The sequence below is a fragment of the Actinomyces sp. 2119 genome (assembly GCF_003591215.1).
GTDB lineage: Bacteria > Actinomycetota > Actinomycetes > Actinomycetales > Actinomycetaceae > Actinomyces > Actinomyces lilanjuaniae.
Genome location: NZ_QYRR01000003.1, coordinates 197,408 through 220,398 on the forward strand (window position 1 = coordinate 197,408; position 22,991 = coordinate 220,398).

The window sequence follows — 22,991 nt, forward strand, 5'->3', positions numbered from 1 at the left end:
TGTCCTGCACCTGGCCTGCGCCCTTGTGCCCGACGTGTCAGGCAGCCTGGCACACCGGGCACCAGAACAGCCGACGGCCAGCAACCTCGCGCTCACGCACCACGGCTGCGCACCGCAGGCAGGAGCGGCCGCTGCGGTGGTAGACGTACCAGCGTCCAGCCTCCGGGTCGTCCTCAGGCAGAGGGTCAGGGACGTCGTCCACCTCTACCGTGGTAATGAACCCGGTGGCCACCCCGTAGTCCATGAGCGGGCCCAGGTCCTCCCAGATCCGGTGCAGCCGGGCCTCGCTGACCCGGCTGCCCGCCCGGAACGGGGATACACCGACACGGAACAGCGTCTCGGCACGGAAGATGTTGCCGGCCCCGGCGATGACCGACTGGTCCATGAGGAGCTCCCCGATGCTGCGCCTCCTGGAGCGCACCGCCGCCACGAAGGCCTCCACGTCCCCGTCGGCGCGCAGAGGGTCCGGGCCCAGGCGACGGCGCACCGCTGCCACACCCTCCCCGTCCAGCAGCTCGCAGGCGGCTGGCCCCGTCAGGTCAGCCACGCCGTGGTCCCCCTGCAGACGCAGCCGCACGGCCCCGCGAGGCACTGGCGGGTGCCACCGGCCCGGGGCGACAGCACCGCCACCGCCGTTGTCGCCGACCCCGCCCCCGTCACTCTCGCCACTCTCACCAGTCGTGTCGCTGTCCTCGCCACCGGCCCCGGGCACGTGACCGCTCAGCCCGCTCAGGGCGGAGCCGCCCCCGCCCCTGAGAGCGTGCTCACCCCGCTCCCCCACGCGCCGCCGGGGAGCACCGATGGCGTGCGGGGCGGTGAAGCTGCTGTCCCCGTCAAAGGTCCACGAGCCGTACAGGCCCAGGTGGACCCTCAGCCAGGTGACGGACTCGTGGTCCACAGGGAGGTCCCGGACGGGAGCGAGGGCCACGAACAGGTGCTTTCCGTGGGCCTGGGCGCCCAGGAGCACGAGTCCGTCCAGCCTGGCGGCGCCCTCGGCGAAGCGGCCCTGCGGGGAGGAGGCCCTCAGGCGCTGCCCGCCATAGAGCTCGGCCAGGGCTGCCGCCAGACGGTGGATCGTGTGTCCCTCCGGCACGACTCAGTCCTCGGGCGGGACACCGGCACCAGCACCAGAAGCGCCAGCCCCTCCGGCGCCAGGGGTGGCAGCGGCACCGTGGACGCGCACCTCGTAGTCCGCCAGCTGGGAGATACGACGTGCGTGGCGCTCGTCGCCGCTGAAGGGCTCGGCGATGAAGGCGTCGATGATCCCCAGCCCCTGGTCCAGGCTGTGCATCCGCCCTCCTAGGGCGACAACGTTGGCGTTGTTGTGCTGGCGGGCCAGCCTGGCGGTCTCCAGGGACCACGCCAGAGCCGCTCGCACACCGTCAACCTTGTTGGCAGCGATCTGCTCGCCGTTGCCGGAGCCCCCCAGGACGATCCCCAGGCTGCCCTCGTCAGCAACCACGGCCTCACCACACTCCAGGCAGAAGGCCGGGTAGTCGTCGTCGGGGTCAAAAGTGTGGGCACCGTGGTCAACCACCTCGTGCCCACGAGCGGTCAGGTGCTGGCGGACGGCAGCCTTGAGCTCGAAGCCCGCGTGGTCGGAGGCGATGTGGATGCGCATGAGACGATTGTGCCTCACGCGAACACCCCTCTACACCGCAGACACGGCCCGTACCGGAGCGCCACCCCAGGATAGCGTGCGCGCATGAGCGACTCCTCCTCGTCCCCCGCTTCCTCGTTCCCCTCTTCCTCCCGGGACCAGGGGCTCGACCAGCCTCCCCTCGACGCCCCCGGCCAGACCCCCGGCGACGCTCCTGCCGCCCAGGGGCCGAGCGAGGGTGCCTCCTTTCCCGCAGGTACCGACGCCGTTGCCGAGCCCCGGCCCCAGGACGACCTGTTCCGCTACGTGAACGGGACCTGGCTGGCGCAGGCCCAGATTCCTGCCGACCGCCCCGGCACTGGCGCCTTCGTCGAACTTCGGGATGCTGCCGAGGAGGCGTGCCGCCAGATCGTGGAGGAGGCAGCGGCGGCGGGCCATGACCTGGACTCGGGGCCGGGGCGGATCGGTGCCCTGTACGCGGCCTTCATGGACGAGGATCACCTGGAGGATCTGGGCGCCCGCGTCCTAGAACCCGAGATAGCCCCTGTCCTGGCGGCCGACACCAAGGAGGAGCTGGCCCGGGTGCTGGGCAGGCTGCTGCCCAGCGGCTTCACCGGCGTCGTCTCCGTGGGCGTGGACAACGACCTCAACGATCCGGGGCGCTACACCACCTGGGTCTCCCAGGCAGGGATCGGGCTTCCCGATGAGTCCTACTACCGTGAGGACGACCAGGCGGGGCTGCGGGAGTCCTACGTGGCGCACGTGGCCAGGATGCTTGACCTGGCAGGGCTACCCTCCGCCCTGGCCCCCGAGGGGGCCGACGGTACCTGCGCCGCCGACCTGGCCCGCAGGGTCATGGAGCTGGAGACGGCCCTGGCCCGGGGCCACTGGGACCGGGTGACCTGCCGAGACGTGGAGAAGATGAACAACCCGACCTCGTGGCCGGACCTGGTCGGCTCTGCCCCGGGCTTCCCGTGGCAGCAGTGGCAGGCCGGGGTCCTGGAGGCGGCCGCGGCCGCCGACGTGGAGCAGACCTCCTTCCTGCAGGAGGCAATCGTCTGCCAGCCTGACTACCTCGCCCATGCCGCAGGAACCTGGGAGGCCACCAGCCTGGTGTCCCTCAAGGCCTGGGCCGCCTGGCACGTGGTCCACGGCCGGGCCGCACTGATGTCGCGCGCCTTTGTTGAGGAGAACTTCGGCTTCTACGGGCGCACTCTCCAGGGCACCGACGAGCTGCGCGCCCGCTGGAAGCGGGGGGTAGGCCTGGTGGAGGGCTGCCTGGGTGAGGCCCTGGGAGAGCTCTACGTCCAGCGTCACTTCCCCGCCTCGCACAAGGCCCTGGTAGAGGAGCTGGTCGCCCGTCTCATTGAGGCCTACCGGCAGTCGATCTCCTCCCTGGACTGGATGAGCCAGGCCACGCGGGAGCGGGCGCTGGACAAGCTCTCCCAGTTCACCGCCAAGATCGGCTACCCCGTGCGCTGGCGGGACTACTCCGCCGTCGTGGTGACACCGGGGGACCTGCTCGCCTCGGTGCGCAGCGTCGAGGCCGCCGACACGGCCCGGGCGCTGCGCAAGCTGGAGGGTCCCGTGGACCGCGAGGAGTGGCATATGACCCCACAGACGGTCAACGCCTACTACAACCCGACCATGAACGAGATCGTCTTCCCGGCAGCGATTCTCCAGCCTCCCTTCTTCGACCCCGACGCCGACGACGCTGTCAACTACGCGGGCATCGGGGCGGTCATCGGCCACGAGATCGGGCACGGCTTCGACGACCAGGGCTCAACCTTCGACGGGACGGGGCGGGTCAGCGACTGGTGGAGCGAGGCCGACCGCGAGGCCTTCACCCAGCGCACCCGCGCCCTCATCGACCAGTACAGCTCCTATGTGCCCGCAGCGCTGCTGGAGCGCGCGCGGCGGGAGGGGACCCCGGTGGAGGAGGTTCCTCACGTCAACGGTGCCCTGACTATCGGTGAGAACATTGGAGACCTGGGAGGCCTGGGGATCGCGCTCAAGGCCTACCGCCTGGCGCTGGCCGAGACCGGCGTCGGCTCGCTGGACCAGGCACCAGTCATCGACGGCATGACCGGGCTGCAGCGCTTCTTCTGCTCCTGGGCAAGGATCTGGCGGGGCAAGAACCGCGACGACTACGCCGAGCTGCTTCTCACCGTGGACCCCCACTCCCCGTCAGAGTTCCGCTGCAACGGGATCGTGCGCAACGTCGACGCCTTCTACGAGGCCTTCGACGTCGGCCCCCAGGACCGCCTATGGCTGGACCCACAGGAACGGGTGACTATCTGGTAGCCCGTCACCATGGTAGTGGCCCCCGGGGCCCGGCCGGTCAGGACCAGCCAGACCGAGGGGCACCAAGTCCTCACAGGATGACTGGCACGTCAGTCACCTGTGAGGACTTGGTACTGGACGAGCTCCTGGGAGACGGCCCGGACGGGGCGCTACCCCGCTGGCACGCCTCTTTTGGGACAGACCTCTCATCAGGAGGTCACATTTTCGTTACGACCGCAGTTGTCAGGAGTGTCACCTTCACGCTAGTCTCGGTGTGTCACGGTGACATCACAACGTCACCCTCTTACCTCATCCCACCCTTGGAGGAACGATGCCTCTTCGACGTCCCTTCGCTGTTGCCAGCGCCACAGCCGCGCTGGTCGGCGCCTCTCTGCTGGCCACTCCAGCCGGGGCGGCCAGCGACTTCAGCGCGAGGGGAGAGGCGGTCGTCGACCCATCAGCTACGTCCTACACCGTCTCTGGTAGCGGATGCACCGGGCAGGACGCGACAGTCAGCGTCGCCCTGCTCCCCCCGGGCAGCCAGGACCTGAGCAGCGCGGTGACAGTGACCCCTGCGGCTGACGGAACCTGGAGCGCCACTCTCGATGTCGCCGCGCTGGTTACTACCAGCGGCGGTGACGTCGACGCGGACGGCTGGGCCGTGTCCGCTGCCTGCATGGCCTACAGCGAGACCACCAGCACCGCACGCTACGGCGTCACCCTGGACAGCACGCCGGTCACGGGAACCTTCTACATCAAGGGTGAGGCCGGCTCCCAGGTCTTCACCATTGAGGCTAACGGCTTCACCCCGGGCGAGACCGTCGAGGTCTACCTGGAGTCGCTCGACACCGGAGCGAGGGCTGCCTCACTGGGTAGTCTCACGGCCGCTGACGACGGCAGTGTCAACGGCTCCCTGGCGGCTCCCTCCGACGTCGCCAACGGTACCTACCGGCTGGCCCTGAGCGGGTCACGCTACGGGGAGTACGCCACCAGCAGGAAGCTCATCCAGGTCTCGGACGGTACCTACTCGGTCATCAGTGACAGCGAGGACGGTACCGACTCCGACGCCGTCGGTACCGGTGACCCTGCGGCTGAGGACCCTGACCAGGGGGCTGTCGCCACCGAGCTGACGGCTGAGGGGCAGCAGGCTGAGGACCGCTCCGCGTCGGGCACGAGCCCCACGGTCTCCGTGACCGCGGGATCCACCCGCGCCGCAGCCGAGTCCGACGCCTCAGGCCTGGCGCGCACCGGCACCAGCACCCTGCTCGTCGGCGGGCTCGCCCTCGTCCTGGCCCTCAGCGGGGCAGGCGCACTCTACGTCCGTCGCCACAAGGCCTCGCTGTAGCCGCGTCCCACCCAGGAGCGGCACAGGCGGCACAATGGCAAGATGACTCGCTCACACCACTCGCGTGCAGGGGGGAGGGCGCCTGACGGCGCCCTCCCCCCTGCACGTCGCCGACGACGGGCCAGCCTGTACGCAACCCTGCTTGTGCTGGTCCTGGTGGTCGCTGGGGGCGCTGACGTCGCCGTCCTGTCCTCACGGCCGCAGCGGGTCGACGTCACTATGCCGACCGCCGTGCCCTCCGCCACGCTCTCCCCGGACTCGGCCCAGGACAGGCAGCCCGAGCAAACCTGGCTCGTGCTCGGTGTGGACTCCCGGGAGACGGTACCCGAGGGACCGGACTACTACGGATCGGCCAGCGAGGTACCCGGGTCCCGCGCCGACGTCCTGGCTCTTGTCCAGCCCCGGCAGGGCGGCCTGACGGTACTCACGCTGCCGCGCGACCTGGTGCTGCTCGACGCGGACGGGTCGATGGAGCGACTGGCTACCAGCTACCTCTCCGGGGCCCAGAGAACGGTTGACCTCCTGTGCCGGGGCCTGGGTGTGTCCACCACGCACCTTGTCGTCCTCGACATGGCCCAGTTCGCCGCCGTCATCGACTCCCTGGGAGGTCTGGAGGTCGAGGTGCCCGAGCCCGTCAAGGACTCCTACACCGGCCTCAGCCTGCCTTCGGCCGGGAGACAGCGGCTCTCCGGCTCCCAGGCCCTCGCCCTGGTCCGGTCCCGTCATCCTGAGGTGCTGCAGGGGCAGACGTGGACCGCCCTGAGCCCGCAGGAGGGCAAGAGTCGTCGGAACGAGTACATCACGTCCGTCATGACGGCGACGCTGAGCGCGGTCAGGGAGCAGACGCGTACTCCCTGGGGTGCCCACCGGCTGGCCCATGAGCTGGCCAGCCACCTGACCCTCGACACGGGCACAGGGACCACCGACATGGTCTCCCTGGCCCGCGCACTTGCCTCGGCGCCCGACACAGGTCACGACCGCGGCGCCCGTCACGACGATACCCGTGCGCAGACCAGCCACGGGCTGGAGATAGTTGACGTCCCGGTCTTGGAGACTGACACCGGCCAGAACCAGGACAGCCCGGGCAACGACGCCTCCATCGTAGCCTTCGCCGACGACACGACCATGGAGGTCCTGGCCGAGCACGGCCACTCCCCCGGCTCGTGCACCACGGGGTCCCGCTAGGCTAGCGACCTCGCCCTGCCGACTAGGACCCTGCCAGCCGAGGCCCTGCCGACCTCACCGACTCCGTGGGGCGTGTCTCGCGATTCCGGGCCGGTACGTCAGCGGGCGCGCAGAAGCCCCTCCCACGCTTCTCCTGGCTGCCCCACAGTGCGACAATCACCCCCGGGACCCCTCGCCGCGCGTCCACGCGTGAGCGTGCCGCCCGCGCCGACCACGTCCCCAGCCGCAGCCACGGCCGCACACGACATCCGCCCACCACCACAAGGAGCACCCATGCCAGGGCAGAACCTGACCCGTGACGAGGCCGTCGCCCGTGCCGCGACCATCGCCACCGACAGCTACGACGTCGTCCTGGACCTCACCACGGGAGACAAGGTCTTCCGCTCCTCCACGACCGTGCGCTTCACGGCCGTCCCCGGATCGTCGACCTTCATCGACCTCATCGCCACCGAGCTCAGCTCTGTCAGCCTCAACGGCCGGGTCCTGGACCCGGCCGAGGTCTACGCCGACTCACGTATCGCCCTGGACAACCTGGAGGAGTCCAACGAGCTGGTGGTCACCGCCGACTGCGCCTACATGCACACCGGTGAGGGGCTGCACCGCTTCACCGACCCGGCCGACGGACAGACCTACCTCTACAGCCAGTTCGAGGTCCCCGACTCCCGGCGCGTCTACGCAGTCTTCGAGCAGCCTGATCTCAAGGCCACCTTCACCTTCACCGTCACCGTGCCCCGGGAGTGGACCGTCCTGTCCAACTCCCCCACTCCCTCCCCCACAGCCACGACCGGGGCGGACGGCGCTGCGGCCTCCCGGTTCGCCTTCGCCCCCACCCAGCGACTGAGCTCCTACGTGACAGCCGTCGTGGCCGGCCCCTACGTGGGAGTCACCGACGTCTACACGGCACCGGACGGGCGGGAGGTGCCCCTGGGCGTCTACTGCCGGGCCAGCCTGGCCGAGCACCTGGACGCCCAGGAGGTTCTGGAGCTGACCAGGAAGGGCCTGGCCTACTACGAGGACCTCTTCGGGACCGCCTACCCCTTCCCCAAGTACGACCAGGTCTTCGTCCCCGAGTTCAACGCCGGAGCGATGGAGAACGCGGGGTGCGTGACCCACCGGGACGACTACGTGTTCCGCTCCCGCCCCGTGGAGGCCCGGGTCGAGCGCCGTGCCGTGACCATCCTCCACGAGCTGGCGCACATGTGGTTTGGCGACCTGGTGACCATGAGGTGGTGGAACGACCTGTGGCTCAACGAGTCCTTCGCCGAGTACACCTCCACCCTGGCCACTGCCGAGACCACGCGCTGGAGCCAGGCGTGGACCACCTTCCAGACCCTGGAGAAGGGGTGGGCCTACAACCAGGACCAGCTCAGCTCGACCCACCCCGTGGCGGCGGAGATCACCGACCTCCACGACGTCGAGGTCAACTTCGACGGCATCACCTACGCCAAGGGCGCCTCGGTCCTGGCGGCGCTGGTCGGCTACGTCGGGCGCGAGAGCTTCTTCACCGGCATCGCGAGGTACCTTCAGGCTCACGCCTACGACAACGCTGAACTGGCTGACCTGCTGGCCGAGCTGGAGGCCGTCTCCGGCCGGGACCTGTCAGCCTGGACGCGCGTGTGGCTCCAGGAGGCGGGGGTCACGACCCTGCGCACCGAGGTCACCGTGGACGACGACGACGTCATCACCTCTGCGGCGGTCCGTCAGGAGGTGCCTGCAGGTTCACCAGCTTCGCTGCGCCCGCACCGCGTGGTCCTGGGCTCCTACAGCCTGCGGACAGGCGACGGGCCGGACAGCGCCCGGATAGAGCGGACCGGACGCGTCGAGCTCGACGTGGAGGGCGAGCTTACGCCGGTACCGGCCCTGGTGGGCACCCGCCGCCCAGACGTCCTTCTTCTCAACGACGAGGACCTTACCTACGCCAAGACCCGCCTGGACGCCGGGTCCCTGGCCCTGGGGCTGGAGCACGTGGAGGCCTTCACCGCCTCCCTGCCACGCTCGGTGCTGCTGGCCTGCGCCTGGGACATGGTCCGCGACGGCGAGCTCGCGGCCTCCCGCTACCGTGATGCCGCCCTTCAGGCGCTGCGTGTGGAAGAGAGCTCCTCGGTCGTCCAGGGGCTGCTGGGCCGCCTCGCCACCTGCCTGTCCCTCTACCTTCCCCCTGCACGCCGTCAGCAGGCAGCCCTCCATACCACCACGGCTCTCCTGGACCTGGTAGAGACCGCCGCACCGGGAAGCGACAAGCAGCTCCAGCTGGTCCGCGCCGTCGCCGCGCACGCGGTCGCCCCCTCCCAGCTCGACGTCCTGGAGGGGCTGCTGGACGGTACCCGGCACCTGGACGGCCTGACCATGGACCAGGACCTGCGCTGGGAGGTGTTGACCGGACTGGTGGCAGCGGGCCGGTGGGGCGAGGAGCAGATTGCCGCCGAGGCCCGCCGTGACGTCACCACCACCGGCCGCGAGCGCGCCGCCCAGGCCCGCGCCAGCATCCCCACACCCGAGGCCAAGAGGCGCACGTGGCGCGAGCTGGTGGAGGACACCACCATGCCTAACGAGACCCAGGTCCGTGTCCTGCGCGGGTTCACCGACGTGGAGCGCCGCCCTGACCTGCTCCTGCCCTTCGTGACGGACTACGTCGCCCAGATCGAGCAGATCTGGGAGTCCCGGACCTTCCACATGGCTGAGAACCTGCTGTCAGGGCTGTGGTCGTGCGCCACCGTCGGCCTTAGGTCCCCTGAGGCCCTGGAAGGTACGGAGGCGGGCTCGGACCCCCAGGGCGCCCTGCGAAGCTGGCTGGACTCCCACCCACAGGCCCCTGCCGCCCTGCGCCGGATCGTGCAGGAGAACCTGGACGACACGGTGAGGGTAGCCCGCGCCCAGGCGGCTGAGACTGCTGCGACTGCGCAGTGACGGGGAAGTAACGGACAGGTAGCGGCCGTACGGGCCGTCAGCGGGAACGCACCGACAGGTGGGAAGGCCCGGAGGTCCCGGAGGTCCCAGAGAGCTCCTTGCTGACGGCGGCGAGCAAGCTCGACAGGCGGACGTTACCGGGGAGGTCCTCGATCATGACGACCTCGCCGGAGCCGTCGGCCAGCGGCATCTTCCAGTTGGGGTACTCCTGGTCCGTACCGGGCTGGTTCTGCGCCCTGCGCTCCCCGACACCGTCGGTCAGCGCGACGCCGACCAGCACGGAGGGGGTACGCACCACGTACCTGTGGAGCGCCTCGATCACCTCACGCTCCGTGGGCTGGTTCCCCAGCAGCCCGTGCTCACGCAGACGCGACAGCATCCGGTCACGCTCGATGCGCGCCTCCGTGCGCACCTGGTCCACCGGCTGGGTCAGCAGCCCCAGCCGCTCCCGCAGCTCGACGTGCTCGTCAGCAAGGTAGCCCGCTGTGGGCGGAAGGTCGTGGGTCGAGACCGTGGACAGCGCCAGGTGCCGGTAGTCCTGGGGCTGCAGCGGCCACCCGTCGCCCTGCTTCTCGAACCACAGCACGCTAGTACCCAGCACGCCGCGGCTGGTCAGGTAGTCGCGCACCCACGGCTCCACCGTCCCCAGGTCCTCCCCGATGATGACGGCCCCGGCCCGGTAGGCCTCCAGGAGGACCACGCCCATCATCGCCTCGTGGTCGTAACGGACGTAGGCCCCGTGATTGGCCGCCATCCCCGCGGGGATCCACCACAGGCGGAACAGCCCGATAACGTGGTCGATACGCAACGCGCCGGAGTGGCGCAGCACCGTGCGCAGCATCTCACGCAGGGGGGCGTAGGCAGACTCCGCCAGGTAGGCGGGGCTCCACGGCGGCTGAGACCAGTTTTGCCCCTGCTGGTTGTACATGTCCGGCGGCGCCCCGACCGTCACCCCCCGGGCGAAGGCGTCCGGCTCGGCCCACACGTCAGCACCGTAGGCGTGCACACCCACAGCGAGGTCGCTCATGACACCCAGGGCCATGCCGGAGGCCCTGGCCTCCTCCTGGGCACGGGCGAGCTGCTCGTCAACGACCCACTGGAGCCAGGCGTAGAAGTCGATCCGCTCCGTGAGCGTGCGGGCCTCGTTGGCGACGAAGGCGGAGTCGGCGTCGTGGAGGGTAGCTGGCCACTGTGCCAGCGGGCCGTACTTCTCCGTCAGGGCGCACCACAGCGCGAAGCGCTCCAGCCCTTCCCCCTCCTCGGCACGGAAACGCTCGAAGTCACGCTGGCGGGAGTAGGAGCGCCCGGCGGCGAAGATGACCTCCAGGGCCTCACGCTTGGCCTTCCAGGAGGCGTCGCGGTCGATTGCCTCCGCGCTGAGGTCGGAGTCCCGGACCTCCTCCACGGCCCACTGCACCAGGGATCGGCGTGGTCCTGACAGGCGAGAGAACTCCACGATGTTCTCCGGCCGGATATAGAGCGGATTGACAAAGCGCCGGGTGACCGGCAGGTAGGGCGACGGCGTCATGGGGCTGACAGGCTCGGCCGCGTGCAGGGGGTTGATGAGCAGGAAGTCGGCTCCCTTGTCCCCCAGGAAGCTGACCAGCTCGGTGAGGTCGTCGGTGTCGCCCACCCCCCAGGAGGAGCGCGAGCGCACGGAGTAGAGCTGGGCCATGGCGCCCCAACCGCGCTCGCCCAGCGAGCGGGGCAGCTCCAGGCGGTCCGGTGTAACCGCCAGGGGGGCGGTCACCGTACTGGTCACCGTACTGGCGCTCCCGGCAGAGCCGTCCTGGGTGCCGCCCACCCGGGCCACCAGCGTGTGCCATCCGAGGGGGAGGTCGCGCGGAAGGGAGAAAGAGGCGCGGCCAAGCATGGTGCCGTCCACCTCCCTGGGCAGGGTGAGGTCCTCCACCTGCTGCAGCGGGCGCACCCGGCCGTCCTCCAGCCGCACACTCAGGGTGACCGCGGCACCGTCGGGGACGTGGACCGGGACCGTGGTCGCGCGGGAGGCCCGTACCACGACCACCGGAGGAAGCGTGCGGCGCCACGGGGCGACCTCGTGCTCCGTGAGCGCCTGTGCGATCTCCTGGTCAGTGTGCGCCCTCACCCCCAGCGCGTCCAGAACTGCCTCCAGGGTGGCGCGCGACGGCGAAGCGAGGTGGCCGTGGTAGTCCCAGTACTCGGTCGAGACCCCGTGGGCCTCGGCAAGCTGCTTTAGACGCTCAGAGGCGGGCTCGTGGACGTGGGCGACGTCTGCTCGGTGGGAGGTGGGCTCGTTCATACGTGTGGGTCAGCCTTGCGGTTGGTTCTTGGCACGGGCTCCCTTGCATCCTTCCTGCACGAGCGGCAGCGCCCACGCAGGGGACGCCGGAAGGACGGGGCAGCAGCGTCAAGTCTGCCCTGTGGTCCAGGCTAGGGCCGCAGGGCGCGCCGCGCTCCAGCGGTAAGCCCGCGACGACGGCATCGGGATGGCATCGGGTGTCGGGCGGTTGTCGAACGGTCAGACGGGCCGTCAGGGCAAGACCCGAGTCACAGGCTCGCGATCTGCGCGGCGATCTCGTCGGCGGAGGGTCCGACCACCACCTGCACGACCCGGCCGGAGCGCACGACCCCGAAGGCACCGCAGGCGCGCAGCGCCTCCTCGTCCACCTTCTCCTGGTCCACGACCTCCACCCGCAGCCGCGTGATACAGGGCTCCAGGGCCGTGATGTTGTCCTGCCCGCCAAGGCCGGCGACGATGTCCGCTGCGGTACTCATGAATGCTCCTAACGCCCACCCCGCTCAGACGCACGGGCCCTGGACGGATGAGGCCTGTCGTGGTTGTAGCCAACCTTATCCCAGCCCTGACTCCCCCACCCCGCCTGCCACGCAGGGCGCCCGAGCACCGAGATACTTTTCTTCCCCTGGCGGAATGCCCTCGCGCCCGGCCTCGACAAGGCAGAATGTGCGTCGATCCCGTTCCGTCTCCGATGAGGAGCAGCGCAATGACAGCGTCCACCGACACCACCACCCTCACAGGCATCGGCGTGAGCCCGGGCCTGGTCGCCGGGCCAGTCGCCCGCATGGCCCCCTCGATCCCCGAGCCGGAGATCGAGACCCTGCCCTCGGGTGCCGACCTGGAAGAGGCGTGCGACAGTGTCGCAGCTGCTGCCCTGACCGTCAAGAAGGGCTTGGAGCTGTCGGCCGCCGAGGCCAAGGGAGAGGGCCGCACCCTTCTTGAGACGACCGCCCAGATGGCGGCCGACCCCACCCTGACCTCCTCGGCCCAGGCGATGATCCGCGAGCGACGCCTGGTCCCGGCGCGCGCGGTGTGGGAGTCGGCCGGCACGCTGGCCTCCATGCTGGAGTCCCTAGGGGGCTACATGGCCGAGCGCACGCGCGACGTAGCCGACGTCCGCGACCGGATCATCGCGGTGCTCACCGACTCCCCCATGCCCGGCATCCCCCGCCGACCCGAGCCCTTCGTGCTGGTAGCGGAGGACCTCGCGCCCGCCGACACCGCCCTGCTGGACCCGGAGAAGGTCGTCGCCTTCGTTACCTCCGAGGGCGGTCCCACCTCCCACACGGCGATCCTGGCCCGTTCTCTGGGCATCCCGGCAATCGTGGGTGCCGGGGCCGAGGTGACCGATGCCTTGACCGAGGGCGACATCGTCCTGGTGGACGGGACCAAGGGCACCATCACCGTCAACCCGTCGGAGGACGCCCTGCGCCGCGCCCGCGAGCTGGCCAGCCGGGTGCGGGAGTTCCACGGCGACGGCGCCACTCGCGACGGTCGCGAGGTCCAGCTCCTGGCCAACGTCGGCGACGGCGACGGCGCTCGCTCCGCGGCCGAGGCCAACGCCATGGGGGTGGGCCTGTTCCGCACCGAGTTCTGCTTCCTGGACCAGCCCGAGGAGCCCAGCATCGACCAGCAGGTCGAGGCCTACAAGGCCGTCCTGGAGGCGTTCCCCGGAAAGAAGGTCGTGGTGCGCACCCTGGACGCCGGGGCGGACAAGCCCCTGCCCTTCCTCACCGACGCCTCCGAGGCCAACCCTGCCCTGGGGGTGCGCGCCTACCGGACCTCCCGCCGCGACCCCGAGGTCCTGGACCACCAGCTGGAGGCCCTGGCCCGGGCAGAGGCGGACACCGAGGCCAACGTGTGGGTCATGGCCCCGATGATCTCCACGGCTGAGGAGGCCCAGGCCTTCGTGGACAAGGCACGCTCCTACGGCCTGAGGACAGCAGGCATGATGATCGAGGTCCCCTCAGCGGCCATCATGGCGGACAAGATGTTCGAGCACGCCGAGTTCGCCTCGATCGGCACTAACGACCTGACCCAGTACGTCATGGCCGCCGACCGCCTGCTGTCTTCCCTGGCCGACCTGTCCACGGCCTGGCAGCCGGCGGTCCTGCGCCTCATCAAGTCGGCCTGCGACGGCGCGGCCCCCCACGGCCGTCCTGTCGGGGTGTGCGGCGAGGCCGCCGCGGACCCGGCGCTGGCTGTCGTACTGGTGGGCCTGGGAGTAGCCAGTCTGTCCATGACGGCACGCGCGCTGCCCGACGTCGACGCGGTCCTGAAGTCCGTGGACTTCGCTGACTGTCAACGCCTGGCGCAGCTGGCCATCGACAGCCCCACCGCCGAGGAAGCCCGCTCGGCCGTGCGCTCCGGGCTCCCGGTCCTGGAGGAGCTTGCTCTGTGACGCGCCCCTACCCCGTCCCTAGCGCCACCGAGGAGCCCCTGGGCTCGGTTACCCGGGTCCTCGCCCTTGCTGCCGGGAACGGGGAGGACGTCTTCACCGGGGGCAGCCTGCCCCAGCTCTCCGGCCGTGTGTACGGCGGGCAGGTGGTGGCCCAGGGGCTGCTGGCCGCAGCCGCCACCGTGCCTGACGGCAGCGACGCAGACAGGGCGGTGCACTCGGTCCACGCCTACTTCATGCGTGGCGGCCAGCCGGACAAGGACATCACCTTTGCCGTGGAGCGCCTCCACGACGGGCGGTCATTCTCTCAGCGCCGCACCACGGCCTGTCAGGACGGGGTCGCGATCCTGTCCATGATCTCCTCCTACCAGGAGCAGCAGGAGGGACAAGAAGTTCAGGCTAGCCCACCACAGGTCCCCGGGCCGGAGGAGCTGACCAGCGCCCTGGAAATCTTCCGGACCATCGACCACCCGGTGGCCAAGTTCCTGGGACGCACCGCCGCCTTTGACCTGCGCCACGTGGAGGGGAACCTGTACCTGAGGCCCGCCAGCCAGGCCAGCAGTGTCCAGCACCTGTGGATGAGGGCACGCGGACGAGTCCCCGGCGATGCCTCGCAGACGGTGCACCGGGCGCTGCTGACCTATGTGTGCGACCAGGTCATGCTGGAGCCGGTGCTGCGCAGCCAGGGGCTGAGCTGGCGCAGCGAGGGCCTGAGCCTGGCCACGCTGGACCACGCTCAGTGGTTCCACCGGGACGTGGACATGAACGACTGGCTGCTCTACGCCCAGGACTCCCCCTCCTCCCAGGGGGGTCGGGGCATGGCCCGCGCCCAGGTCTTCGACTCCATGGGCCGCCTGGTGTGCACCATTGCCCAGGAGGGCATGGTACGCATGCCCACCTCCTCCTCCCAGGGGTCAGGACGCTGGGCCATCCGGGTGGAGGACTCAGAGGAGCCAGCAGCGCCGACACAGCCAGCGGAGGAGGCTCCCACGGTCTGACGGTGCGGTTGGGTACCCGGGCAACGGAAACGTCGTAGGACAACGTGGCACCGTGTTGTCCTACGACGTTTTTGTTGCCTGAGGGTGCGCCCGGCCTAGCCGCACGCCCGTGCTGTCGTGCCAGTGGACGCTCATCGTGACAGCAGCTGACATCGATAGCAGGCCTCTGAAGGCCTCTGAGACACCGTAATGATCCGTGCGTATTATGTGTGCTAGATAACGACGATCCTTGCGTGAGGACCACTCACAGTACTGAGAGCACGACCAGCAACCAACAACGCCAGAGCTGGGGCCAGCGTAGTCAGCTGGGGCCGCTGAGCTCCTGCTCTCCAGGTCGAGTCAGCCAGCATAGTCCTGCGGTGACGTCACCCGGTACTTGAGGACGTGGACCTGCGCCGCCAAGGGAGTGTCGCCGCCCTGGCGGGACCCAACGGCAACGGCAAGTCCACGCTGCTGCGGGTCGTCGTCAGCCTGCCCCCCTCTCCTCGGGCTCTGTGCGGATGGCGGGCCATGACACCCGCTCCCAGCTCGGTACGGTACGGCGCCACATCGGCTCCCTGCCCCCAGAAGGCCACCTTCCCGGGCCGCTTCACGGTAGCTGAGACCCTGGCCTACGCGGCCTGGCTGCAGGTGCTGGGCGCCAGAGCCACCCGACACCGCACCACTGGGCTCGTCTCCGCCCTGGGCCTGGAGGAACACCTCAACCACTCGCTCATCACTCTGCCCCGCGGCACCCGGCAGCGAGTCTGCCTGGTCCCGCATGAGACGGCGCAGAAAGATACAGAATCTGCACTGGAGAGAACGCTCAGTTCCTTGCTTGCCGACTCCCTGGCTCACTGAGTAGCCCTCACAGCGACCTGCACGCCTTTCAGGCGACTCATGTCAGCGCGCGGCCAGGGCAGGGCCGCCTCAACCCGTCCACTGCCCACGGCTGCTGCGCAGCACGGGGCGCAGGACGTCATCCGCCAGGAGAGCCGGAAGAGCCAAGAGAGCCAGAAAAGCCCTGACACCCGTACGAAAGAGCCTTTATGTCTGAGCCTGGTGGCCTTTGTCTGATGACCTCTGGCGGCGACCGGGCATGATCTCCTACGTCTCACGCCGCACGGAGGATGGGGAAGAACGCCTCGACCGGACTCAGCTCAGTCACACAGCCAACGGTACACGGTCGACGGTACACAGCCGACGGTACACAGACTGCGCGGACGGAGTCCGACCAGGCGGCCCAGGTTCTCAAGGAAGGCTCAGGTGACCCCGGAGGGGACCTGGGCAGAGGCCAGGAGGACAGGAGTGCCTGCCCGTGGCAGGGCCTGCTGCGGCGGGGCGCTCAGAGAGCACGTCCGCTCACGGGCGGAGGCAAGGCTGCACCGAGCGGCTCAGCAGCGCTGGCATCCGGTTCCCCGGCGCTCCCGCTCGGAGGCGATAACGAAGGGGAGGTCCTCGTCCCGGGCGCGCTGGACAGGTGGCCAAGCCGCCCCCGGGTCATGGCGCTGCACTACCTGCTGGTCCCCCAGCTCCTCGCAGCACCCTTCTTCCTGGCTACTGCGGGCCTGGTCAGTGCGGGCCTGGCACTGACCAGATGGTTGGGCACCAGTCCCGCCTGCGTCGCACAGGACAGCCCCAGCCACTCCCAGGCAACGGAAACGTCATAGGACAACAAACTGCCGCGTTGTCCTATGACGTTTCCGTTGCCTGGGCCGCGGCCCCGCCTCAGCCGCGAGTCAGCCTGCGGTAGGTGACCCGGTGGGGCCGGGCTGCCTCCGCACCCAGGCGGGCCACCTTGTTCTCCTCGTAGGAGGCGAAGTTCCCCTCGAACCAGTACCAGCGGGCCGGGTCCTCCTCGGTACCCTCCCAGGCCAGGATGTGGGTGGCCACACGGTCGAGGAACCAGCGGTCGTGGGTGATGACCACCGCGCAGCCAGGGAACTCCAGCAGGGCGTTCTCCAGGGACCCCAGCGTCTCCACGTCCAGGTCGTTGGTGGGCTCGTCCAGGAGGATAAGGTTGCCCCCCTGCTTGAGAGTCAGCGCCAGGTTCAACCGGTTGCGCTCACCGCCGGAGAGCACCCCGGCGGGCTTCTGCTGGTCCGCCCCCTTGAACCCGAAAGAGGCCACGTAGGCTCGCGAGGGCATCTCCACGTTACCGACCTGGATGTAGTCCAGGCCGTCGGAGACGACCTCCCACAGCGTCTTGTCCGCATCAATGCCGGCGCGGGACTGGTCGACGTAGGACAACTTAACGGTCTGGCCGATCGTGAGCTCGCCGCCGTCCAGCGGCTCCAGGCCGACGATGGTCTTGAACAGGGTGGACTTGCCCACCCCGTTGGGTCCCACCACACCCACGATCCCGTTGCGCGGCAGGGTGAAGGACAGCCCCTCGATCAGGGTGCGCCCGTCGAAGCCCTTGGACAGGTTGGTGGCCTCCAGGACCTGGTTTCCCAGGCGTGGGCCCGGCGGGATCTGGATCTCCTCAAAGTCCAGCTTACGGGTGCGCTCAGCCTCAGCGGCCATCTCCTCGTAGCGGGCCAGGCGGGCCTTGGACTTGGCCTGGCGGCCCCTGGCCGAGGAGCGCACCCACTCCAGCTCCTCACGCAGGCGCTTGGCCAGCTTAGCGTCCTTCTTGCCCTGGACCTCCAGACGCTTCTCCTTGGTCTCCAGGTAGGTGGAGTAGTTGCCCTCGTAGGGGTAGAGGCGACCACGGTCCACCTCGGCAATCCACTGAGCCACGTGGTCCAGGAAGTAGCGGTCGTGGGTCACGGCGATGACCGCACCCTTGTAGGCGGCCAGGTGCTGCTCCAGCCACAGGACCGACTCGGCGTCCAGGTGGTTGGTGGGCTCGTCCAGGAGGAGAAGGTCAGGGGCCTCCAGGAGCAGGCGGCACAGGGCCACCCGGCGGCGCTCACCACCAGAGAGGTGCCTCACCTGCGCGTCCGGGGGCGGGCAGCGCAGCGCGTCCATGGCCTGCTCCAGCTGGGAGTCCAGGTCCCAGGCATTCGCTGCGTCAAGCTGGTCCTGCAGGGCGCCCATCTCAGCCATGAGCGCGTCAAAGTCGGCGTCGGGGTCGGCCATGGCCTCCGAGATCTCGTTAAAGCGGTCGAGCCTGGCCTTGGTCTGGGCAACTCCCTCCTCCACGTTGCCCAGCACCGTCTTGTCCTCGTTAAGCGGGGGCTCCTGGAGAAGGATGCCCACCGAGTAGCCCGGGGACAACCGGGCCTCGCCGTTGGAGGGCTGGTCGATTCCGGCCATGATCTTGAGGATGGAAGACTTCCCGGCCCCGTTGGGACCGACCATGCCGATCTTGGCCCCGGGCAGGAAGGCCATGGTGACGTCGTCAAGGATGACCTTGTCACCGTGGGCCTTGCGTGCCTTGATCATCTGGTAGACGAACTCAGCCACGAGTACACCTTTCGTGTGGGTACGGAGTGGGTATGTTCCTTGCACGCCTGGGCCCTGGTCCAGGGCCACCGCTGTGGCGGGCAGCGCGCACCGCGTCCAAGGGTACGGGTGACTCGCCCGCACTGCGACGACGCAGCCAGGTTAGACGGCCCACGATAACCGCCTGCGGGAACCAGCCTCGGCCCGTGGCCGCCGCACCGCGAGGCCAGGAGCGACCTCTCGGCACACCACTTTCCAACGCGACGGCGGGCGCCGCACCGCGAGGCCAGGGCCGACCAGGCCAGGGCCGCAGCCAGGTGCGAGGAGGTGCGTGCCGCCACGTCGCCCAGCCTGGGAGCCGGGCTAACCGCAGCCACACCGTATGACATTTTTTGTCACCTCAATATGACTCATTCTGACACAACTTGACACTAATGATCGCGACTTGTATCCTTCTTCCATGAGGTACGCGACCCGGCTCAACTCCTTCATCGTTGACGGAGACGTCAGGGCGGCCCTGCGAACGGTCGCCGGCATCAAAGGTGTCACTGACGTTGACCTCAACTACCCGGAACACTTCGACACGCTCGACCCGGTAGAGATGAGAAGCCTCCTTGACCGGCTGGGCCTGCGTACCAACTCCGTGGCCATGCGCTATCGCGACGACTTCGTCAACGGCGAGCTCACCAATCCGGACCCCTCCCTGAGACGGCGCGCCGTCGACCTCACCCGCGACGGCATCGAGGCGGCCCGGGTGCTGGGCTGCGACCTGGTGACCATCTGGCAGGGCTTCGACGGTACCGACTACGCGTTCCAGAAGGACTACGCGGCAGACACCGCGCTGATCATCAGCACCTTCCAGGACCTGGCGGACTTCGCGCCGGACGTCAGGCTCAGCATCGAGTACAAGCCCTACGAGGAGCGGGTCCACGCCCTGATCCCCTCCCTGGGCTCCACCCTGTACCTGCTCGACCGGATCGCACGCCCCAGCGTCGGCGCCACCGTGGACTTCGCCCACATGCTCATGGCGGGTGAGGCCCCGGGCCAGGGGGCGAGCCTCCTGCTCGCCGAGGACCGGCTCTTCGGTGTCCACCTCAACGACGGCAACAACGCGCACGACGACGGGCTCATGGTCGCCTCGGTCCACCCCTGGGAGACGGCTGAGCTCCTCTACTACCTCTTGCGCTACGACTACGACGGCGTCATCTACTTTGACACCTTCCCCCGCCGCGAGGACCCGGCCCGGGAGGCGCAGGCCAACATTGCGACGACGAACACCCTGGTCGAGCGCATCACGGCCTACGGGGTCGACCGTATCCGCGAGATCACCGCATCCAACGACGCTATTGCCGTGCACGGCCTACGCCTGGCCCTGCTCGGCGGGTCACCGTGACCCGCTCTCCCACGACGACGTGAAGGAGGAACCATGGACGCACCAGCACAGGCCGCCAGCGGCAAGGACGGTGTTCTTGTCGTCGGCAGCATCAACGACGACCTCATCGTCTTCCAGGACCGCCTGCCACGACGGGGCGAGACCCTTGTGGGGCACCACCTGAGGGAGTCCTTTGGCGGCAAGGGCGCCAACCAGGCGGTCCAGGCCAGCAGGATGGGTGCCCGGGTCAGCCTCGTCGGGGCTGTCGGGCAGGACCTGCGCGGCCGGTCCTGCCTGGAGAACCTGCGTGAGGAGGGGATCGAGTGCCGGGTCCGCACAGCGCAGGAGGACACCGGCGTCGGCGTGGAGCACATTGTCGACGGCGACGTCTTCGCCACGATCGTGCCTGGGGCCAACGCCCGCGTGGACCCCGAGTGGGTCACCTGCCAGGAGGACCTCTTCCGTACCGCCTCCGTGGTTGTGCTGCAAAACGAGATCCCGGCCGAGTCCAACGTGCAGGCCGTGCGCCTGGCCCGCCTCCACGGCGCCCGGGTGGTCTACAACGCGGCCCCGGCACGTGCTGCCGACCCGGCCATGATGCGCGAGTGCGACTACCTCGTGGTCAACGAGGAGGAGGCCCAGCACTACCTCGGCTCCCGTATCACTGACCTGGACGACCCGCAGGAGACCGCACGGGCGGTCACGGCCCTGCGCCACCTGTCCCCCGGCGTCATCATGACGCTGGGTGAGCGTGGTAGCCACGTCGCTGTCAACGGGGAGGTCCACCACGTCCCGGCGGTTCCGGCCCAGGTCGTGGACGCCACCGGGGCCGGCGACTCCTTCGTCGGCGCGTTCGCCGCCGCGCTCGACGGTGGACGCGACGACCTCGGTGCGGCGATACTCGCCTCGCACGTCGCCGCGAGGACTGTCACCGGGGCTGGCGCGCAGACCAGTATGCCGAGGTACAAGGACCTTTCCGATGAAGCAGTTCGAGCGCAGGGAGGCGATTCTCACCCTGCTGCGTGAGACCAGCGGTGTCGTCTACATCGACGACCTGGTCGCGCAGACGGGAGCCTCCCCGTCGACCGTCCGCCGAGACCTGCGTACCCTGGAGACCGCAGGTGAGCTTACCGCCCTGCGCGGGGGTGCCGTACGGCTCAATGAGCGCATGTCCGAGCTCCCGGTGGCGGCCAAGGAGCTGATCAATATCCATGAGAAGCGGGCCATCGCCACAGCGGCAGCTGATCTGGTCGAGGACCGCGACACGATCTACGTCGACTCAGGGACCACGACCCTGCAGGTCCTGCCCCTCCTCAGGAATGTCCGCGTCCACGTCGTGACCTCCAACACCCATGTGCTCGCGCTACGGCTCGACCCCCGGATCCAGGTCACGATGCTGCCCGGCGACTACCTCGCTGACACCGGCTCGGTGGCCGGAGCGCTGACGGACCGTGTCCTGGAGGACATGTTCTTCGACAAGGCCTTCATCGGGGCCAACGGATGTAGCCGCAGGGCAGGCGTGACGACCTTCGACCTGCGTGAGGCCAACAAGAAGCGGCTGGCCCAGGAGCACAGCGGCGAGACCTACGTGCTGGTGGACCACACCAAGCTCGGGGCCACCGCCCTGTGCCGCGCCTTCGACCTGTCCCAGTGCACCGTCATCTGCGACCAGGACGACGAGCTGCTGGCCGCAGCCAAGGGACGCGTCATCGCCGGGAAGGCGGCCGAGGAGGACAGCCAGGCCAGCCGCCGTCGCCGGGAGGAAGCACGCGTCGCACCCGGGGACGCCGGGACGGGCTGAGGGCGCCGTCGCGGCGGAGCCTCAGCCCGCGCTGCCACGCCCCGCAACGGGAGGGCCTGACACAAGGCCTCAAGATGACAAGAAGTGACGTTTCTTGACAATTTCAGTCATGTGTTCCTACCATCGTGACACGAGCAGTTCACTCTCACAACGAGGTGAAGGAGCATCATGCTTGAGAAGATCGGCCTACCCCCCAGCCTGTTCTGGGGATACGTCGGCCTGACCCTGTTCATGGTCGGTGACGGCGTGGAGCAGGGCTGGATATCCCCCTATCTCGTGGATCGTGGGGTGAGCGTGACCGACGCCGCCTCCCTCATCACCGTCTACGGCGTCACCGTGGTGATCGCTGCCTGGCTGTCCGGAGTCCTGGTCCAGACCCTCGGCCCCCGCCGGGTCATGACTGCGGCGACCGTGGCCTTTACGGTCGGCAGCATCGGGTTCATCGGGGTCGGGGTCCCCACCCTCAACTGGCCCGTCATGCTTGTGTTCTACGCCGTCAGGGGGATCGGCTACCCCCTCTTCGCCTACTCCTTCCTGACCTGGATCAACTACAGCGCCCCCCTGAGGAACCGTGGCCTGGCCGTCGGCTGGTTCTGGTTCATGTTCTCCCTGGGACTGAGCGTCATCGGCCCCTTCTACTCATCGGTCACCATCCCCGTCATCGGCCACATCGGTGTCCTGTGGACCGGTCTAGCCTTCGTCCTGGTCGGCACCGTCGTCGCCGTGATGCTCAACCGCGACCAGATCCCAGCCCACGAGATCCACGACCTCAGCGCAGGCGAGCTGCTCAAGGCGGTGACCCTGCTGCGTCGCCCCCGCATCTCGATCGGGCTCGTGGTCAAGACGGTCAACGGACTGGGCCAGTACGGACTGGCCGTATTCATGCCGATCTACCTCGCCTCCTTCGGCTACTCGACCACCGAGTGGCTGCGCATGTGGTCAGCCGTGTTCACCGTCGCCATCTTCGCGAATCTCTTCTTCGGCTATGTCGGCGACCGGGTCGGGTGGCGCAACACGATCCAGTGGGTAGGGGGCGTCGCCTACGCCGTTGTGCTCGTCGCCGTCTACTACGCACCTGAGGTAATCGGTCACAACCCCGCGCTGATGACCGTCATCATCTGCATGTGCGGGGTCACCATGGCCGGGTACGTCCCCCTGTCGGCCCTGTTCCCCATGCTGGCCCCCGACAACAAGGGAGCAGCGATGTCGATCCTCAACCTGGGTGCCGGCCTGTCCACCTTCGCGGCCCCGGCCATCGCGGGCCTGCTCTTCGACCGCTTCGGAGCGGGCGCGGTCCTGTTCACCTACGCGGGCTTCTACCTCCTCAGCGCCGTTCTGACCCCCTTCCTCAAGACCCCCGACGAGCTGGCCGGACGCACGAGGAACGAGATGAGTCTCGCGCCAGAGCCCTCCCAGCCCGCCTGAACGGACAGCCAGCGCGGCCGCGCGGCCGCA

General features: G+C 69.0%; 17 protein-coding genes. 12 read left to right on the plus strand and 5 right to left on the minus strand.

All coding sequences use genetic code 11. The features are described 5' to 3' along the window. Positions 1–37: 37 nt before the first annotated feature. Together D4740_RS04630 and D4740_RS04635 are read right to left on the minus strand one after the other, a co-directional pair. Positions 38–1,093, minus strand: a complete 1,056-nt coding sequence (locus D4740_RS04630; RefSeq protein ID WP_119835772.1) for an Fpg/Nei family DNA glycosylase — start codon at positions 1,091–1,093, stop codon at positions 38–40. 3 nt (positions 1,094–1,096) lie between these two features. Then, positions 1,097–1,621: a ribose-5-phosphate isomerase gene (locus D4740_RS04635; RefSeq protein ID WP_119835773.1), complete on the minus strand. Its 525-nt coding sequence runs from the start codon at positions 1,619–1,621 to the stop codon at positions 1,097–1,099. 84 nt (positions 1,622–1,705) lie between these two features. Between D4740_RS04635 and D4740_RS04640 the strand changes: the two genes are divergently transcribed. From D4740_RS04640 to pepN, 4 genes are all read left to right on the plus strand, one after another. After that, complete coding sequence (locus tag D4740_RS04640; protein WP_119835774.1) at positions 1,706–3,904, plus strand: M13 family metallopeptidase; 2,199 nt, start codon at positions 1,706–1,708, stop codon at positions 3,902–3,904. A gap of 310 nt (positions 3,905–4,214) precedes the next feature. After that, complete coding sequence (locus tag D4740_RS04645; RefSeq protein WP_119835775.1) at positions 4,215–5,228, plus strand: hypothetical protein; 1,014 nt, start codon at positions 4,215–4,217, stop codon at positions 5,226–5,228. A gap of 42 nt (positions 5,229–5,270) precedes the next feature. Continuing rightward, a complete protein-coding gene (locus tag D4740_RS04650; protein WP_119835776.1) occupies positions 5,271–6,413 on the plus strand; it encodes an LCP family protein in 1,143 nt (380 codons plus the stop codon). 273 nt (positions 6,414–6,686) lie between these two features. Beyond that, positions 6,687–9,320, plus strand: a complete 2,634-nt coding sequence (pepN, locus tag D4740_RS04655; protein ID WP_119835777.1) for an aminopeptidase N — start codon at positions 6,687–6,689, stop codon at positions 9,318–9,320. Positions 9,321–9,357: 37 nt separating this feature from the next. Here pepN and malQ read toward each other — a convergent pair whose 3' ends face one another. Then, entirely contained in the window at positions 9,358–11,601 is a 2,244-nt protein-coding gene (malQ, locus tag D4740_RS04660) for a 4-alpha-glucanotransferase (protein WP_119835778.1), read from the minus strand. A 248-nt stretch (positions 11,602–11,849) separates the two neighbouring features. Next, a complete protein-coding gene (locus D4740_RS04665; protein ID WP_119835779.1) occupies positions 11,850–12,077 on the minus strand; it encodes a glucose PTS transporter subunit EIIB in 228 nt (75 codons plus the stop codon). Between the two features lie 227 nt (positions 12,078–12,304). Between D4740_RS04665 and ptsP the strand changes: the two genes are divergently transcribed. The 4 genes from ptsP (at position 12,305) to D4740_RS12845 (ending at position 16,643) form a co-directional block, all read left to right on the plus strand. Continuing rightward, a complete protein-coding gene (gene ptsP / locus D4740_RS04670; RefSeq protein ID WP_119835780.1) occupies positions 12,305–13,999 on the plus strand; it encodes a phosphoenolpyruvate--protein phosphotransferase in 1,695 nt (564 codons plus the stop codon). After that, on the plus strand, positions 13,996–14,994 hold the full coding sequence (locus D4740_RS04675; protein WP_119835781.1) for an acyl-CoA thioesterase II: 999 nt from the start codon (positions 13,996–13,998) through the stop codon (positions 14,992–14,994). Before ptsP ends, D4740_RS04675 begins: the two co-directional genes overlap by 4 nt. A 384-nt stretch (positions 14,995–15,378) precedes the next feature. Continuing rightward, positions 15,379–15,834, plus strand: coding sequence for an ATP-binding cassette domain-containing protein (locus tag D4740_RS04680; protein ID WP_119835782.1), 456 nt, complete (start codon positions 15,379–15,381; stop codon positions 15,832–15,834). 641 nt (positions 15,835–16,475) lie between these two features. Next, a complete protein-coding gene (locus tag D4740_RS12845) occupies positions 16,476–16,643 on the plus strand; it encodes a hypothetical protein (protein ID WP_182911339.1) in 168 nt (55 codons plus the stop codon). A 58-nt stretch (positions 16,644–16,701) separates the two neighbouring features. Here the strand turns inward: D4740_RS12845 and ettA are convergent, their stop codons facing one another. After that, on the minus strand, positions 16,702–18,384 hold the full coding sequence (ettA, locus tag D4740_RS04690) for an energy-dependent translational throttle protein EttA (RefSeq protein ID WP_119835784.1): 1,683 nt from the start codon (positions 18,382–18,384) through the stop codon (positions 16,702–16,704). Positions 18,385–18,823: 439 nt separating this feature from the next. Between ettA and D4740_RS04695 the strand changes: the two genes are divergently transcribed. From D4740_RS04695 to D4740_RS04710, 4 genes are all read left to right on the plus strand, one after another. Beyond that, the gene (locus D4740_RS04695; RefSeq protein WP_119835785.1) at positions 18,824–19,756 is read left to right on the plus strand and encodes a sugar phosphate isomerase/epimerase; all 933 of its coding nucleotides are present in this window, start codon (positions 18,824–18,826) and stop codon (positions 19,754–19,756) included. Between the two features lie 33 nt (positions 19,757–19,789). After that, positions 19,790–20,761, plus strand: coding sequence for a ribokinase (locus tag D4740_RS04700; protein WP_119835786.1), 972 nt, complete (start codon positions 19,790–19,792; stop codon positions 20,759–20,761). After that, on the plus strand, positions 20,715–21,536 hold the full coding sequence (locus D4740_RS04705) for a DeoR/GlpR family DNA-binding transcription regulator (RefSeq protein ID WP_119835787.1): 822 nt from the start codon (positions 20,715–20,717) through the stop codon (positions 21,534–21,536). Before D4740_RS04700 ends, D4740_RS04705 begins: the two co-directional genes overlap by 47 nt. Positions 21,537–21,704: 168 nt before the next feature. Next, positions 21,705–22,961, plus strand: a complete 1,257-nt coding sequence (locus D4740_RS04710) for an MFS transporter (RefSeq protein ID WP_119835788.1) — start codon at positions 21,705–21,707, stop codon at positions 22,959–22,961. Positions 22,962–22,991 lie beyond the last annotated feature (30 nt).